Consider the following 14,988-nt stretch of genomic DNA (forward strand, 5'->3'; position numbering starts at 1 on the left):
CTACTGAGGCGCCTGGTTCGCGTCGGCCAGCGCCCGGTGATCGGGAGGACCGGGAAGGTCCAGCTGCCGGCCGAACCTCCGCGAGGCGAGCAGTGCGAGCAGCGCCGTGAGCGCCGCCAACGCGGCGAATACTGCGATCAGCCCCGCGAACCAGGGCGGCGCGGCGGTGATCCGCAAGGCCTGGGAGAGGCGTGAGGAGTGGAACCGCCCGTCGAACAACTGGAGGGCGGCCAGCGCGGCAGGCACCACCACGGACACGGCCAGCACGAACAGGCCGCCCTGGAGGACCAGCGCCGGTGCCAGCAGCACACACAGGATCGAGACCCCGAGCGCGAACCCGTAGGCAGTGGCGGAGGCTCCGTCACGGTGCAGCGGGAAGTACGACAGCCCGCACAGGATGAGCGCCGCCGACGCGATCAGCCTCGGCCAGACCGGGGGAGCGCCGCGGCGGGTCGTCGTACGCGGACGTCGTGCCCGGCGCTGACGAGCGGCCGGACGGTCACCCGCGGGTTCCGGCTCGTGGGTGTCCGCCGGGGTCTGTCCGGGCGACTCGTGCAGTGCAGCCGTGGACCTTTCGGCCGCCGGGCCCGGGGCGGACGCGTCCTGTTCCTCGGCCAGGCGGCCGATCAACTGGACGAGTTCCTCGACGGGCCGGCCGGCCGCGGCCCGTACCGCCTCCTCGCCGCAGTGCGGCTCCAGCGGAGCCCGCTGCAACAGGGCCATCAGCCGGGTGACGTCCTCCACGGGCCGGTTCTCGGCGGCCGCGCGGATCGCCTCGTCGGCACAGTCGGGACTGCGCGGCGGCTGGGTCAGCAGCGTCACGAGACGCGTGACGTCCTCCACCGACCGGCTCTCACCGACCGCCCGCAGGGCGTCGACGGTGGCCTGCGCGTACTTCGGTGACTGCTCCAGCAAGGTGATGAGCTGGAGGACCTCGTCGAGCGGCCGGTCGGCGATGGCGGCTTGCACCAGGCGGTGCATCGGATCGACGTTCTCGCCCTCGGGGCCGGTCTGGGCGGAACCCTCTTGTGACGGACGTGACGTCGGCGGCGTTCGGTCGGCCGGCCCTCCGTCGGAGGGCGTGAGCGCGTGGGCCGCGGTGCCGTGAGGTATGTCGGGTCGGTCCGGGCTGGGCGAGAAAGAGCGGATGGTCATGCTCGGCTCCATGAAGAGGGTGATGCTGCTATCGCCCCCCGATGCGCGATGAACAAGCTGATCCAGTCCATTACTAGGCGGCCGCCCGCCACCACGCCACGCGAGTACGCCACCCGTGTGACCCCGGCCCGCCGCCCGGAACCTCCGCGGGGCCCGCACGCTCATCCGTTCGGTGGCTGTCTGCTCGCACCGCGCGCGGGCCGCACATCAGATGGGAGCAGCGTGTTCCGGGGCCCGCGTGAGAAGCACCGGACGGCGGGTACCTGGGAAATCGCCGGAAAACGGGTCGGGTCCCGCCGAGCCGAGCCCCGTCCGCGAGGAAAGGAAGGTGAGCGCCGTGCCGCGAGGTTCCAGCGCGAAGCGCGAGCGTCAGTACGAGCACATCAAGGAAGGCGCCGAGAAACGAGGGGTCTCCGAAGGCAGGGCGAAGGAGATCGCCGCGCGCACCGTGAACAAGGAGCGTGCCCGCGCCGGCGAGTCCGCGACCGCGAGCAGGACGTCCACCCGGGACCCGAAGTCCGCCCCGCAGCGCGGCGGCGAGCGTTCCCACCGTGGAGCGCAGGGACCGACGAGGGACCAGCTCTACGCGGAGGCCAAGAAGCGCGGTGTCGACGGCCGTTCGTCGATGAACAAGCAGCAACTCGCGAAGGCCCTCGGCTACTGAATCCGGCCGACCCTCGCCCTGCCCAATGACCCCGAGGAGAGTGACCCCGATGGCCACCGTGTCCCTCACCGGAGCGTCCAAGGAGGACGCCGCCACCGTCTTCGGCGTCCTGCGGACGGCGTTCCCCACCGACCGGCCCGCCGACGACGTGCCCCAGGAACAGCCGGGCGACCGCGCCGCCGTATGGACCGCCGAGTTCGAACCGACGCAGGAATGGATCCCGACCGACCCCATCCCCCTGGAGGGCTCGGTCTCCGCCACGCTCCAGGGCGGCTACGTCGCCGTCGGCCAGCTGCGTGAAGCGCTGAGCGTCGCGTTCGGCGTGGACGAGCAGGGCACGGCGTCCGGGGACCAGGAACAGGAGGTCGACCTGAGGCTCACGTCGAAGCGGTGACGGGAGGGGGTGTTGCCGGGCAACTCCTCGCGTGGGGACGGTCCTGTCAGGAGCAGTACGGCCAACGGGCCTGATTGACGCCCTGGAGAGACGCGCCGTACTCTCCCCCTGTAGTGATGGCATAAGGAAGCTGGTGGAAATCCAGCACGGTCGCGCCACTGTGAGCCCGCCGCCGGTAGGTGGAGGGCGAGTCAGACACTGAACCTTCACTCGCCCGTACACGCAAGGGACGCACGATCCCGAAGGAGGGCTCACCTTGAGCAGCAGCATTTCCACTTCCCGTCCGGTGTCCACGCCGGTTGTCCTGCCGGTCTCGAAGTCGATCGTCTGGCTGGTCGGCACCGCGCTGATCGCGCTGGCCGTCTACTACTTCGTCGGTGTCGACCAGGGCGCCGTGTCGGTGTTCGGGAACGACATGCACGTCCACGAGTTCGTCCACGACGCCCGCCACTTCCTCGGCTTCCCCTGCCACTGACCCTCCGCCGGCACCCGGACGTACGGACAACTCGACATGGAAAAGAAGCTCATACTGCGCGGCATACTCGCCGGCGCAGTCGCGGGCCTGCTCGCCTTCGTGTTCGCGCGCATCTTCGCCGAGCCGCAGATCGCCAAGGCCATCGACTACGAGAGCGGCCGTGACGCCGCCCAGAACGCCCTGGACAAGGCGGCCGGCCTGCCCGTCGAGGCCGCCGACCCCGACCTGTTCAGCCGGACCATCCAGGCCAACGTCGGCATCGGTGTCGGCATGATCTTCTTCGGCATGGCGATGGGCGCCCTGTTCGCCGTCGCCTACGCCGTCTGCCTGGGCCGCACCGGCGGGCTGCGGGCACGCAACCTGGCGCTCCTCGTCGCCGGCGGCGGGTTCCTCGGCATGTACCTGGTGCCGTTCCTGAAGTACCCGGCCAACCCGCCCGCGATCGGTCACGAAGAGACCATCCAGCAGCGCAGCGCCCTGTACCTGATCATGGTCGTGTGCTCCGTCGCCTTCCTCGCGGGCGCCGTCTACCTCGGCAAGCACCTCCAGGCACGCTTCGGCAACTGGAACGCGACCCTCCTCGCCGGCGCCGCGTTCGTCGTCGCGATCGGGATCGTCATGTTGCTCCTGCCGCAGCTGGGCCATCTCTCGTACAACAAGGCCAACTTCGGCAACCAGGCCACCGAGACACCACTGCCGCTGAAGGACGACAAGGGCAACATCGTCTACCCGGGCTTCCCCGCCGACGTGCTCTTCAACTTCCGCTTCTACTCGGTCGCGGCGCAGCTCATCCTCTGGACGGCCCTCGGCCTGATCTTCGCCCCCCTCGCCGAACGCCTCCTCAACCCGGCGCGCCCGGACGCCACCACGCCGACGCAGGAGCCGGACCCCGTCGCGGCGTAACGGCTTCTGCCACCTCTTCCACGGCGAGCGCGGTGATCGATGCGATCACCGCGCTCGTTCTATGACTTGGGTCTCACGGTTTGCGGGCGACTCCGACGTACAGCGGGATCCGGTCGGCTTCGCCGGACTGTGCTCCGGGCTCGGGGTGCCAGCCTGCGGCGAGTTCAATGCCGGGGGCGACAAGCTCAAGTCCCTCGAAGAAACCGGTGAATTCGGCACGTGACCGCACTTGGGCGGGCGTGCCGCCCCTGCGGTAGACCTCGACGACGCGCTCCCAGGTCTCCGGATCGAAGTCGCCCGTCGCGTGGGACAGAGCCAGGTAGCTCCCGGACGTAAGGGAGTTGAGCAGTTCACCCACGATGCGATGGGGGTCGTCCTCGTCCGCCACCAGGTGCAGGAGCGCGACCAGCGACAGGGCGATCGGCTGCTCGAAGTCCAGCTGCTCCTTCGCCGCCGCGAGGATCTTTCCCGGCTCGCGCACGTCGGCCTGGATGTAGGTGGTGCTGCCCTCCGGCGTGCTGTGAAGAAGCGCCTCGGCGTGCCTGAGGACTATCGGGTCGTTGTCCGCGTAGACCACGCGCGCACGGGGGTTGATCGCCTGGACCACCTGGTGAAGGTTCGGCCGGGTGGGTATTCCGGTGCCGATGTCCAGGAACTGGCTGATTCCCCGCTCCGCCAGCAGCCGCGAGGCCCGGTGCATGAAATCGCGGTTCACCCGCGCCATCTGCTTGACGGCGGGGAACAAGGAGATGACCTTCTCGGCGGCTTCCCAGTCGACGGGGTAGTTGTCCTTGCCGCCGAGGAAGTAGTCGTACATGCGGGCCGACTGGGGTCTGCCGGTGTCCACGTCGTCCGCGCTGAATCCTGCGTCCGTCACTTCGGTTCTCCTGTTGCCCAACGGCCTTTTTCACGAGGCGAGTTCAGGCCCGCGAGTGTAACGGGCGGAGCTGTTCTCATGTGCGGTGCGGGACTACGGCCACCGGGCACGCGGTGTGTTCCAGTACGGCGTGCAGGGTGGGCCCGAGGGTCCGGCCCGCGCGGCCGGTCACCAGCAGTTCCGCCGAGGCAGTGGCCGACGCCTGGACCAGGGCGGCCGCCGGGCTCTGGAGGCGGAGATCCTCGTAGACACCCACATGCGGATACTTCTCCCGCCAGGGCCGCAACGCGTCCGAGAAGCGTTGCGTCTCCTGGTCCTCCCAGCGGCCCCGGTCCTTCTCGGGCGGCGCGTACGGCATCCAGTGTTCGGCGGGCGAGGGCAGCCGCCAGGCGTGTACGACGTGCAGGCCGGTGTCGCGCCGGCAGGCGGCGTCGAAGGCGAAGTCGACGACGGCGCCCGGCAGTTCGCCGCCGTCGACGCCCAGCGTCACACCGTACGGTGACCGCCCGCGGCGGCTGTGGACGAACCCGCTCGGCACCAGCACCACCGGCCGCTCGGAGCGCTCGGCGACCCCGTGGGCCACGGAACCGAGGGCCAGGCCCGCGAAACCGCCCGTACCGCGCAGCCCGAGGACCGTGCAGTCGGCCTCGGCGGTCAGGGGGAGCAACGTCGGCACGGCCTCCCCGGTGAGGGTGACCACCTCGGCCCGAAGTTCGGGGTGGTCCTTCGTGAGCGACGTGACGAGAGCGTCGGGAGAGGGCTCGCGGAAGTAGGGCCAGGTGGTGAGGAGTTGATCGTCGGGGAGCGTCGAGACGTGTACGACCCGCAGGGGAAGGTCACGCAACTCGGCTTCCGTCGCTGCCCAGTCGGCCGCGACGCGACCGTCCGGGGAACCGTCGACACCGACAACGATCGTTTGGGACATGGCCGTTGGACCTCCACGCGTACGAGTCGAGGCACCCTACGATCCGCCGCACGGGGCGTGCCGCACAGGGGTCGGACGGAACCGGAGAGAAGCCGAACGGCCTGTTCGGTGAATGGGCTTGAGCCATTGCTCAGCCGAAAGCGGCCAGGGAGACCGGCTGCCACTGGCGCCAAGTGCTCAACCGCTCCTCGTACAGCGCGGCGACATCGGTGAAGGACCTGCCGAGGAAGATCCTCAGTGGGGGTTTGTCCGCGTCGACGATCCGGAGGATCGCGTCGCGGGTCGCGTGGGGGTCGCCGACCTCGAAATCCGGTGCGGTGGCCGTGCGGACCTCGGCGTAGTCCGGGTGCGGCTCGCTGTGCCGGGCGCCGCGGTCCAGCCAGTCGGTGGCGTAGGGGCCGGGCTCGACATTGGTGAGGTGGATGCCGAAGGCTGCCACCTCCTGCGCCAGGGACTCCGACAATCCCTCAAGAGCCCACTTGGAAGCGTGGTACGCACCGATGCCTGGGAACGCGCGTACGCCGCCCTCACTGGTGACCTGCAGGATCCTGCCCGATCGTTGGGCCCGCATGAAGGGCAGTACGGCCTGAGTGACCCAGACCGCGCCGAAGAAGTTGGTCTCCATCTGAGCCCGGAGTTCGTCCTCCTCCAATTCCTCGACCATGCCGAAATGCCCGTAGCCGGCATTGTTGACGGCGACGTCCAGCGAACCGAAACGCGCGTGGGTACGCCCCACCGCCGCATGCACCGCGGCACGGTCGGTGACGTCGAGGGGCATCGGCAGTACGGCGTCCCCGTACCGCTCGACCAGAGGAGTCAGTCGGCTGACGTCCCGAGCTGTCGCCGCGACACGATCGCCGCGTTCGAGCGCGGCCTCCGCCCACTCGCGGCCGAACCCCCTTGAACTCCCCGTGATGAACCAGGTCTTCGCCATGATCAGTGCTCCCTGTGGGTGGTGGATCACTTGCTCCTGCCACTCCATCGTGCTGCCGTGCCAGCCATTCCACCAGCGATGATCTCGCACATGAGACATGCGTTCCTGGAATGTGTCAGGATGTCGGCATGGCCGAATTCACCCTCATCGGTCTGCGTGTCGTCCAGGCCGTGGTCGACACCGGATCGTTCACCGCCGCGGCCGACGCGCTCGGATACACGCAGTCGGCGGTGTCCCGTCAGGTGGCGGCGATGGAAACTGCCGCGGGCGCGCCGTTGTTCGTCCGGGGCGCCCGCGGGGTTGCCCCATCGCCGGCGGGCACGGTGCTCGCCCGCCGAGCCGCGACGGTCCTCAACGAGATCGACGCGGTCGGTACGGACCTCGCCGGGCTGCAGGACCACCTCACCGGACGCGTCGCCGTCGCCGCGTTCCCGGCGGCCGCCGCCGTGCTCGTCCCCAGGGCGTTGGCCCGCCTCCGCGACGAACACCCGGGCCTGATCGTCGAGTTGGGCGAGGCCTCCTCTCCCACGCAGCTCCGCCAACTCCGCGCCCACCGCATCGACATCGCGGTGATCGGCGTGGGACCGGACCTGCCCGCCTACGACTTCGAGGGACTCTCCCGCGAACTGCTCCTGGACGGCGGCCTGTTGCTCGCCGTGCCCGCCGACCATCGGTTCGCCGGCCGGGGAACCGTCCCCGTGACCGGCCTGAGGGACGAAGCCTGGATCGTCGGCAAGGGCCTGCGCGACGACCCCCAGTTCGGCGCCTGGCCGACGCTCGACCACCCGCGGATCGCCTACGCCGCCCGCGAATGGCCCACCCGCCTGGGACTTGTCGCCGCCGGTCTCGGCATCGCCGTACTGCCCGAACTCACCGCCCCGGCCGTCCCCACGGGCGTGCGTACCGTCCAGGTCGACGACCCCGCCTGGCTCGGCCGCGCCACCGTCGCCGTCACGGTCCGCGACCGTGCTCCCGAAGTGACGGCCACGGTGGAGGCGCTCCGCCGTGAGGCCGTCGGGCTTCGTGCGGCGCGGCACAACACCGCACCGGGCAAGGACGTACGCACCGCGACGTGACCGCATCGGCATCGCCCGCCACTTCGTCGCCGCGCTGATTCTGCCGTGCGCCGCCTTCTGCGTCGCGGTCCGTACGGCGGCACCTTCCCACCGCACCCCGCAGCGGGAGCCGACCGCCGATCTTGATAGGTTGTGCGGGCCAGTCGTGCCACAACCGAGGCCAGGGAATCCGGTGAAAATCCGGAACTGACGCGCAGCGGTGAGGGGGACGGGCGGGGCATCAGACGCCACTGGGGCGACGCGGGCCGGCCGAAGGAGCCGGTGTGTGACGCGCCGGGAAGGCGCCCCGTCCGGACGAACCCGAGTCCGAAGACCTGCTGGCGCCTTCTCGCCCTCGGCGAGGGGGAGTTCGTAGGCCAGGCTCCGCGTTCGAGCCCCGACAGGCAAGGCATGCCCGTGATCCGTACCGCCCCCGTCCCGCTGCGCCGCCGCACCGCGGCACTCCTCGTCGCGCCCGCCCTGCTGCTCACCGCGTGCGGCGGATCGGACGGCGACCGTGCCGACGGCGAGACGGAGAAGTCCGCCGCGGGCTTCCCGCTCACCCTCACCGACTGCGGGCAGAAGGTCACCCTGAAGTCGGCCCCCGATCGGGTCGTCTCCCTCAACCAGGGCACCACCGAGATCCTGCTCTCCCTCGGCCTCGCCGACCGCATCGTCGGTACCGCCACCTGGACCGACCCGGTGCTCAAGGGCCTGGAGAAGGCGAACGCGACCGTGCCGCGCCTCGCCGACAACGCGCCCTCCTTCGAGAAGGTCCTCGACGCCGAACCCGACTTCGTCACCGCCTCCTTCGTCTCGACGCTCGGCAAGGGCGGAGTCGCGACCCGCGAACAGTTCGAGAAGCTGGGCGTGCCGACGTACGTCTCGCCGTCCGACTGCGCGGGCAAGGACAACGACAGCGGCGGCGACGGTTCGCGCAGCACACCGCTCACCCTCGACAGCGTCTACGGCGAGATACGCGACCTGTCACGCGCGATGGGCGTGCAGGCGCGCGGCGACCAGCTCGTGGCCCAGCTGAAGGCGCGGGTGACCAAGGCCACCGCCGGCCTCGACGCCTCCGGCACCTCCCTCATGTACTGGTTCGCCAACTCCCAGTCGCCCTACCTGGCCGGCTGCTGCGGCGCCCCCGGCGCCATCACCCGCACCGTCGGCGCCGAGAACGCCTTCTCCGACACCCACGACGAGTGGCCCCAGATCAACTGGGAGACCGTCGCCGACCGCGACCCCGACGTCATCGTCCTCGGCGATCTGACCCGTAAGTCGCAGACGGCCGAGACCGCCAACGCGAAGATCCACTTCCTGGAGACCAACGCCGCCACCCGCAACCTCACCGCCGTCAAGAAGAAGCGGTACATCCTGCTCAGCGGCCAGGCGATGAACCCCTCCGTCCGCACCGTCGAAGGGATCGAGCAGGTCGCCGCCGGCCTGCGCGACTTCGGACTCGCCAAGTGACTCTCCGCACCCTGATGTTGACGGGCGGCGGGCTGGTCGCGCTGCTGGTCTCCGTGGCCTTCGCGGTGACCATCGGTCCGGCCGACATCTCCACGGCCGACGTGTGGGCGTCGGTCGCGGCCCACCTCGGCGGCGGCGACAGCTCGCTCGCCCCGCTCCGGGACGGCATCGTCTGGGACCTGCGCATGCCCCGCACACTGCTCGCGGCCGTCTGCGGAGCCGGGCTCGCGCTGTGCGGTGCGGTCATGCAGTCCCTGCTGCGCAATCCGCTGGCGGACCCGTTCGTGCTCGGCGTGTCCTCCGGGGCGTCCACGGGGGCGGTCGCTGTCGTCGTGCTCGGCGTGGGCGGCGGGGCCGTGTCGCTGTCGGCGGGCGCGTTCGTCGGTGCGCTGCTCTCCTTCGGGCTGGTGATGCTGCTCAGCCACAGCCTCGGCGCGAGCATGGACCGGGTGGTGCTGTCCGGCGTGGCGGCCATGCAACTCTTCTCCGCGCTCACGTCGTTCACGGTGCTGACGTCGGCCGACGCCGAGACCACCAAGGGCGTGCTGTTCTGGCTGCTCGGCTCGCTCTCCGGCGCCGACTGGGGTCAAGTGGTGCTGTGCGCGGGCGCGTTGGCCCTCGTCCTGGTCGTATGCCTCGGCCATGCCACCACGTTGGACGCGTTCGCCTTCGGCGAGGAGGCGGCAGCCGGCCTCGGCGTGAACGTGGCCCGCGCCCGGCTGATCCTGCTGTGCGCCACGGCCCTGCTCACCGCCGTCCTCGTCAGCTGCGCCGGGGCGATCGGCTTCGTCGGCCTGGTCCTGCCGCACGTCACCCGCGCGTTGACCGGTTCCGGGCATGTACGACTGCTGCCGGTCACCGCGCTGACCGGAGCCGTCTTCCTGGTGTGGGTGGACACCCTCGCCCGTACCGTCGTCGATCCCCAGGAGGTACCGGTGGGGGTGGTGACGTCACTGATCGGCGTACCCGCGTTCGTGGTCGTGCTGCACCGGGGCCGGAGGAAGACATGAGCACCCCCGCCCCGGAGTCCGGCCTGCACGCGGACCGGGTCGCCCGCCGCACCGACGGCCAACTCATCGTCGACGGCGTCACGCTCGTCCTGCGACCGGGAGAGACCGTCGGCCTGCTCGGCCCCAACGGATCAGGAAAATCAACCCTGTTGCGGCTGCTGGCCGGGGTCCTCCCCACCTCCACCGGAGTCGTCACGCTGGACGGGCGCCCGCTCCCCGAAGTCGGGCGCCGCGCGACCGCCCGCCGTATCGCCACCGTCGAGCAACACACGCACACCCAGACCGAGTTGACCGTCCGCGAGGTCGTCGCCCTCGGCCGCATCCCGCACCGCCGCGCCTGGTCACCGGCGTCGGCCGCCGACGCCCGAGCCGTCACCGAGGCCCTCGAACGCGCCGGACTGACCGACCGGGCCGCCCAGTCCTGGCACACCCTCTCCGGCGGCGAACGCCAACGCGCCCAGATCGCCCGCGCGTTGGCCCAGGAACCCCGCGAACTCCTGCTGGACGAGCCGACCAACCACCTCGACATCCAGCACCAGTTGGACCTCCTCGACCTGGTCGCCGACCTCCCGGTCACCACCGTGATCGCCCTGCACGACCTGAACCTCGCGGCGATGTACTGCGACCGCCTGCTCGTCCTCGACACCGGCCGCACGGTGGCCGAGGGGACCCCGACCGAGGTCCTGACCCCGGCCCTCATCAAGGATGTCTACGGTGTCCGCGCCGAGATCGGCCACGAGCCTGGGCATCCCGTGATCCGGTTTCTGCGGCGGGGGAGCGGGGCGTCGTAGCGGTGGGTGGCTTCCCAACTGGCCGACGTCCAGCCGGTGTCGGGCTAGTGGGCGGAGAATCCGCCGTCCACGAAGACCGACTGACCGGTGACATAGGCCGAGGCGCGGCTCGCCAGGAACACCGTCGCGCCCGCGAAGTCCTCGGCAAGGCCGTTGCGCCCGATCAGGGTGCGCGCGGCCAGGGCCGCCACCATCTCCGGGTCGGACGACAGCCGTTCGTTGAGCGGGGTCATCACGAAACCCGGGACCAGGGTGTTGCAGGTGACGCCGTGCGGGGACCACGCCTCGGCCTGTGAGCGGGCCAGGGACTCCAACGCGCCCTTGGAGACCCCGTAGGCGCCGCTCTGCGCGAACGCCCGGTGGGCCTGCTGGGAGGTGATGTGGATGATCCGGCCGAAACCCCGCTCGGCCATGCCGGGGCCGAAGCGCCGGCCCAGGAGGTGGGGCGCCTCCAGGTTCAGGGCCATCGTGGTGTCCCACACCTCCTCGCTCAACTCACCCATCGGCGGGCGCAAGTTGACGCCGGCGCTGTTCACGAGGATGTCCGGCTCGCCGAACACCTCGGCCGCCGCTTCCGCCGCGGCCCGGACGCCGTCCCGGGTGCCCAGATCGCCGCTCACCCACGCCGCCCGGCAGCCCTCCGCCGTCAACTCGTCGACCGTGGCGGCCAGTTCCGGCTCCTTGCGTGCCACTACGACCACTGCGGCCCCCGCCCGCGCGAGTGCCCCGGCGGCGGCCCGGCCGATGCCGGAGCTGCCGCCGGTGACGACGGCGACTCGGCCGTCCAGGGAGAACAGTTCGGAGAGGTAGTCGCTGGAGATCATTACCGCAGCCTAGGCGCCGGGCCCGGGCGGGCAGGACGGGCCCCTGTCGGACGCGGGTGGACAGCTTCGTAACCCTGCCGTATCGGCATTGGTGGCATGCCCCTCGCACCGATGGCACCAACTAGGTACCATCGCAGCATGCCATCACTGAATGTGTCCTTCACCGAAGAGGAACTCGAGGGAGTGCGCGCGGCCGCCGCGGCCGAGGGGAAGAGCCTCAAGCAGTATCTGCACGACCTCGGTGTCCGTGAGATGCAGCGCGGTCAGTTCGTCACCGGCGCGTCCGTGTGGGCCGAGCGGCTGCGCGGGGAGTTCGACGACGCCTTCCCCGACGAGGTGCCGCCTTCCGAGCGTGACGGGGCCGCGGCCGCCTGATGCACCTGTACATCGACGTCTCCTGGCTGCTCGACGTCCAGGAGGCCGCCCTCGGCCACGAGGACATGTCGGTCTCCGACTACTCCGCGCTCGTGGCCGCCGTGTCCCGGCACAAGACCAAGCTGCCGACCCTCGCCGCGGCCGACCCGGACGCCGCCTGGCGGGCGGCCGCGCTCATGCACACCATCGTGCGCCTGGAGCCGCTGCCGCACCGCAACAGCCTCTACGCCGCGTTCGTCGCCGCCCAGTACATGGGCCAGTCCGGTGAGGGGATCGACCCGCCCTACGGCGCCCTCTCCGACCTCGTCCGCAAGATCCGCGACACCCGGGTCGGGGTCCTCGCCGTGGCCGACCAGTTGCGTTCCTGGAAGGTCTGACCTGCGGCGAGCCGATACCGCGATCGTTCACCTGCGTAGGCTGTCTCCGTGTCCACCGCCCGTCTGCGTCGCGTCGCCGTCCTCGTGCTCGAAGGCGCCAAGCCGCTCGACGTCGGCATCCCCGCCCAGGTGTTCACGACGCGGGCGAGCATGCCGTACGAGGTGCGGCTGTGCGGTGCGGCGCCCGGGCTGGTGACCGGTGGCGACGGGCTGTCGTACCACGTCGCCGATGGTCTCGATGCGCTGACCTGGGCCGACATCGTCTTCCTCCCCGGGTACCGCTTTCCGGACCGGGAGGATCCGCCGACGGCCGTCCTCGATGCGCTGATCGCCGCGCACGACCGGGGAGCGCGGCTCGCCGCGATCTCGACCGGGGCCTTCGCGCTCGCCGCGACAGGGCTGCTCGACGGGAAGCGCGCCACGACGCACTGGCACTACACGCGGGCGCTCGCGACGAAGTACCCGCTCGTCCAGGTCGACGAGAACGTGCTGTTCGTCGACGAGGGCAGTGTGCTGACGTCTGCGGGAGCCGCCTCCGGTATCGACCTGTGTCTGCACATCCTGCGCGGTGATCTCGGGGTGGCCGCGTCCAACCACGCGGCCCGGCGCCTGGTCGCGGCCCCCTACCGCAGCGGCGGTCAGGCGCAGTACGTGCCGCGCAGTGTGCCCGAGCCACTCGGTGAACGGTTCGCCGCGACCCGCGAGTGGGCGCTGCACCGGCTCGGCGAGCCCATCACCCTGGAGACGCTCGCCCGGCAGGCCGCGGTCTCACCGCGCACGTTCTCGCGGCGCTTCGTGGACGAGACCGGCTACACGCCGATGCAGTGGGTCATGCGCGCCCGCATCGACATGGCCCGTGAGCTGCTCGAACGGTCCGAGCGCAGTGTCGAGCAGATCGCCGCCGACGTCGGTCTCGGCACCGGCGCGAACCTCCGGCTGCACTTCCACCGTCTTCTCGGTACGACGCCGAGCGAGTACCGGCGGACCTTCGCGCAGGGGGAGTAGCCCGGACCTGTCCCGGGGTGTGGCGGGATCCTTTTGAACCGTGGCGATCGCGCCACTGTCCGCGACGGTTGCCGCGCGCGAGCCTGGTGGGGAACCGAAGGGACTTACCTCATGACTCGCATTGCCATCAATGGATTCGGCCGCATCGGACGCAATGTGCTGCGTGCCCTGCTCGAACGCGACACCGACCTCGAGGTCGTCGCCGTCAACGACCTTACGGAGCCCGCAACTTTGGCGCGGCTGCTCGCCTTCGACACGACGTCCGGCCGGCTCGGTCGCCCCGTGACCGTCGACGGGGACACCCTTGTCGTCGACGGCCGGCGCATCAAGGTGCTCGCCGAGCGCGAACCGGCGGACCTGCCCTGGGCCGAGCTCGAAGTCGACCTCGTGCTGGAGGCCACCGGCCGTTTCACTTCTGCCAAGGCCGCCCGCGTCCACCTCGACGCGGGCGCGCGGAAGGTACTCGTCAGCGCGCCCTCGGACGGCGCCGACGTCACCCTCGCGTTCGGGGTCAACAACGACGCCTACGACCCGGCCACGCACACGATCGTGTCGAACGCCTCCTGCACGACCAACGCGCTGGCACCCCTCGCCGCGGTGCTCGACGGACTCGCCGGTATCGAGCACGGCTTCATGACCACGGTGCACGCCTACACGCAGGAGCAGAACCTCCAGGACGGGCCGCACCGTGATGCCCGCCGTGCCCGTGCCGCCGCGGTCAACATCGTGCCGACCACGACGGGCGCCGCCAAGGCGATCGGCCACGTACTGCCCAACCTGGACGGCAAGTTGTCGGGCGACTCGATCCGCGTGCCCGTACCCGTGGGCTCGATCGTCGAACTCAACACCACCGTCTCCCGCGACGTGACCCGCGAGGACGTGCTCGCCGCCTACCGCACCGCGGCCGAGGGCCCCCTTGCCGGCATCCTCGAGTACTCCGACGACGCGCTCGTCTCCTCCGACATCACCGGCAACCCGGCCTCGTCGATCTTCGACTCCGCGCTCACCCGTGTCGACGGCCGCCATGTGAAGGTCGTCGCCTGGTACGACAACGAGTGGGGCTTCTCGAACCGCGTGATCGACACGCTCGAACTCCTCGCCGCGGGCTGACCACAGTCGTCTACAGGTCGCGCCGGTACCAAGTGCCCTGCTTGCCGCCGAGGTCGGACGGGTGAGCGGGGCCGGCCGGCGTGAAGCCGGCCTTGGTCAGTACCTTCTGGGACGCGATGTTCCCGTGGGAGGTGGCCGCTCTGATCGTGCGCAGGGCGTGCTCGGAGGCTGCCAGTCGGCACAGTTCCTCGACGGTCGCGGTCGCCACGCCCCGGCCGGTGACGTGCTGCGCGACGCGGTAGCCGAGTACCGCCGTGTGTTCCTCGGTGAGGTCGAACAGGTTGAACCTGCCGAGGATCGAGCCGTCCTCGGCGACGAGCACGTAGAAGGCGCAGACGCCGGCCTTCTGCTCGGCCAGCAGGGCGTCGAAGCGGGCCGTGAACTCGTCGAAGTAGGCGTCGCCGCGGTCGGAGATCGAGGTGGCGAAGTAAGCGCGGTTGGCCACCTCGAAGGCCAGGACCGCCGGGGCGTGGTCGGCGCGGAGTGGCTGTAGTTCGGGCATGTTCCAGACCTGTTCGGGGAGTTGGTCACTTTCTGACGAGGTGGCCATTGAAGCCCGCCGGTCCCATGAGCCACATCGGCCTGAGGTCGTAAGGGATGCCCGGAATGGTTCTACGGGATGTCACCCAATACGCCAACGG

General features: G+C 70.5%; 18 protein-coding genes and 2 riboswitches. Of the genes, 12 read left to right on the plus strand and 6 right to left on the minus strand.

Annotated features, from left to right (window positions below; translation table 11 throughout):
* A complete protein-coding gene (locus tag OG504_RS50620) occupies window positions 1–1,155 on the minus strand; it encodes a hypothetical protein (protein ID WP_405995930.1) in 1,155 nt (384 codons plus the stop codon).
* Between the two features lie 337 nt (window positions 1,156–1,492).
* Between OG504_RS50620 and OG504_RS50625 the strand changes: the two genes are divergently transcribed.
* The 4 genes from OG504_RS50625 (at window position 1,493) to OG504_RS50640 (ending at window position 3,591) form a co-directional block, all read left to right on the plus strand.
* Window positions 1,493–1,819, plus strand: coding sequence for a plasmid stabilization protein (locus OG504_RS50625; protein WP_405996623.1), 327 nt, complete (start codon window positions 1,493–1,495; stop codon window positions 1,817–1,819).
* Between the two features lie 49 nt (window positions 1,820–1,868).
* On the plus strand, window positions 1,869–2,213 hold the full coding sequence (locus tag OG504_RS50630; RefSeq protein WP_405995931.1) for a hypothetical protein: 345 nt from the start codon (window positions 1,869–1,871) through the stop codon (window positions 2,211–2,213).
* A 125-nt stretch (window positions 2,214–2,338) separates the two neighbouring features.
* A riboswitch (cobalamin riboswitch) is annotated at window positions 2,339–2,412 on the plus strand.
* A gap of 57 nt (window positions 2,413–2,469) precedes the next feature.
* Window positions 2,470–2,688: a CbtB domain-containing protein gene (locus OG504_RS50635; RefSeq protein WP_393048529.1), complete on the plus strand. Its 219-nt coding sequence runs from the start codon at window positions 2,470–2,472 to the stop codon at window positions 2,686–2,688.
* Window positions 2,689–2,724: 36 nt separating this feature from the next.
* Window positions 2,725–3,591 carry a CbtA family protein gene (locus OG504_RS50640; RefSeq protein ID WP_405995932.1) on the plus strand — a complete coding sequence of 289 codons (867 nt, stop codon included), beginning with the start codon at window positions 2,725–2,727 and terminating at the stop codon, window positions 3,589–3,591.
* A 73-nt stretch (window positions 3,592–3,664) separates the two neighbouring features.
* On the opposite strand, the gene OG504_RS50645 is transcribed toward OG504_RS50640, so the two are convergent.
* From OG504_RS50645 to OG504_RS50655, 3 genes are all read right to left on the minus strand, one after another.
* Window positions 3,665–4,468 (minus strand): SAM-dependent methyltransferase, encoded by an 804-nt coding sequence (locus OG504_RS50645; RefSeq protein ID WP_405995933.1) that lies wholly within the window; start codon window positions 4,466–4,468, stop codon window positions 3,665–3,667.
* A gap of 76 nt (window positions 4,469–4,544) precedes the next feature.
* The gene (locus OG504_RS50650) at window positions 4,545–5,393 is read right to left on the minus strand and encodes a universal stress protein (RefSeq protein WP_405995934.1); all 849 of its coding nucleotides are present in this window, start codon (window positions 5,391–5,393) and stop codon (window positions 4,545–4,547) included.
* Window positions 5,394–5,523: 130 nt separating this feature from the next.
* Entirely contained in the window at window positions 5,524–6,327 is an 804-nt protein-coding gene (locus OG504_RS50655) for an SDR family NAD(P)-dependent oxidoreductase (protein ID WP_405995935.1), read from the minus strand.
* A gap of 128 nt (window positions 6,328–6,455) precedes the next feature.
* Here OG504_RS50655 and OG504_RS50660 point away from each other — a divergent pair, with 128 nt between their 5' ends.
* The 4 genes from OG504_RS50660 to OG504_RS50675 all read left to right on the plus strand — a co-directional run bounded on the left by OG504_RS50660 (window position 6,456) and on the right by OG504_RS50675 (window position 10,656).
* A complete protein-coding gene (locus OG504_RS50660; protein WP_405995936.1) occupies window positions 6,456–7,403 on the plus strand; it encodes a LysR family transcriptional regulator in 948 nt (315 codons plus the stop codon).
* Window positions 7,404–7,526: 123 nt separating this feature from the next.
* Window positions 7,527–7,740: riboswitch (cobalamin riboswitch) on the plus strand.
* A gap of 53 nt (window positions 7,741–7,793) precedes the next feature.
* Entirely contained in the window at window positions 7,794–8,855 is a 1,062-nt protein-coding gene (locus OG504_RS50665) for an ABC transporter substrate-binding protein (protein WP_405995937.1), read from the plus strand.
* Window positions 8,852–9,865: a FecCD family ABC transporter permease gene (locus OG504_RS50670; RefSeq protein ID WP_405995938.1), complete on the plus strand. Its 1,014-nt coding sequence runs from the start codon at window positions 8,852–8,854 to the stop codon at window positions 9,863–9,865. The genes OG504_RS50665 and OG504_RS50670 overlap by 4 nt, the downstream gene beginning before the upstream one ends.
* Window positions 9,862–10,656, plus strand: coding sequence for an ABC transporter ATP-binding protein (locus OG504_RS50675; protein ID WP_405995939.1), 795 nt, complete (start codon window positions 9,862–9,864; stop codon window positions 10,654–10,656). The genes OG504_RS50670 and OG504_RS50675 overlap by 4 nt, the downstream gene beginning before the upstream one ends.
* Before the next feature lie 44 nt (window positions 10,657–10,700).
* Here OG504_RS50675 and OG504_RS50680 read toward each other — a convergent pair whose 3' ends face one another.
* Window positions 10,701–11,480 (minus strand): SDR family NAD(P)-dependent oxidoreductase, encoded by a 780-nt coding sequence (locus OG504_RS50680; RefSeq protein WP_405995940.1) that lies wholly within the window; start codon window positions 11,478–11,480, stop codon window positions 10,701–10,703.
* A gap of 138 nt (window positions 11,481–11,618) precedes the next feature.
* Here OG504_RS50680 and OG504_RS50685 point away from each other — a divergent pair, with 138 nt between their 5' ends.
* The 4 genes from OG504_RS50685 to gap all read left to right on the plus strand — a co-directional run bounded on the left by OG504_RS50685 (window position 11,619) and on the right by gap (window position 14,347).
* Window positions 11,619–11,855 (plus strand): hypothetical protein, encoded by a 237-nt coding sequence (locus OG504_RS50685; protein ID WP_405995941.1) that lies wholly within the window; start codon window positions 11,619–11,621, stop codon window positions 11,853–11,855.
* On the plus strand, window positions 11,855–12,232 hold the full coding sequence (locus tag OG504_RS50690) for a toxin Doc (protein WP_366492810.1): 378 nt from the start codon (window positions 11,855–11,857) through the stop codon (window positions 12,230–12,232). Before OG504_RS50685 ends, OG504_RS50690 begins: the two co-directional genes overlap by 1 nt.
* 48 nt (window positions 12,233–12,280) lie before the next feature.
* Complete coding sequence (locus OG504_RS50695; protein WP_405995942.1) at window positions 12,281–13,237, plus strand: GlxA family transcriptional regulator; 957 nt, start codon at window positions 12,281–12,283, stop codon at window positions 13,235–13,237.
* 111 nt (window positions 13,238–13,348) lie between these two features.
* A complete protein-coding gene (gap, locus tag OG504_RS50700) occupies window positions 13,349–14,347 on the plus strand; it encodes a type I glyceraldehyde-3-phosphate dehydrogenase (RefSeq protein ID WP_405995943.1) in 999 nt (332 codons plus the stop codon).
* A 10-nt stretch (window positions 14,348–14,357) separates the two neighbouring features.
* On the opposite strand, the gene OG504_RS50705 is transcribed toward gap, so the two are convergent.
* A complete protein-coding gene (locus OG504_RS50705) occupies window positions 14,358–14,849 on the minus strand; it encodes a GNAT family N-acetyltransferase (protein WP_405995944.1) in 492 nt (163 codons plus the stop codon).
* Window positions 14,850–14,988 lie beyond the last annotated feature (139 nt).

This window comes from Streptomyces sp. NBC_00986 (assembly GCF_045162565.1).
In the GTDB taxonomy this organism is placed as follows: Bacteria; Actinomycetota; Actinomycetes; order Streptomycetales; family Streptomycetaceae; genus Streptomyces.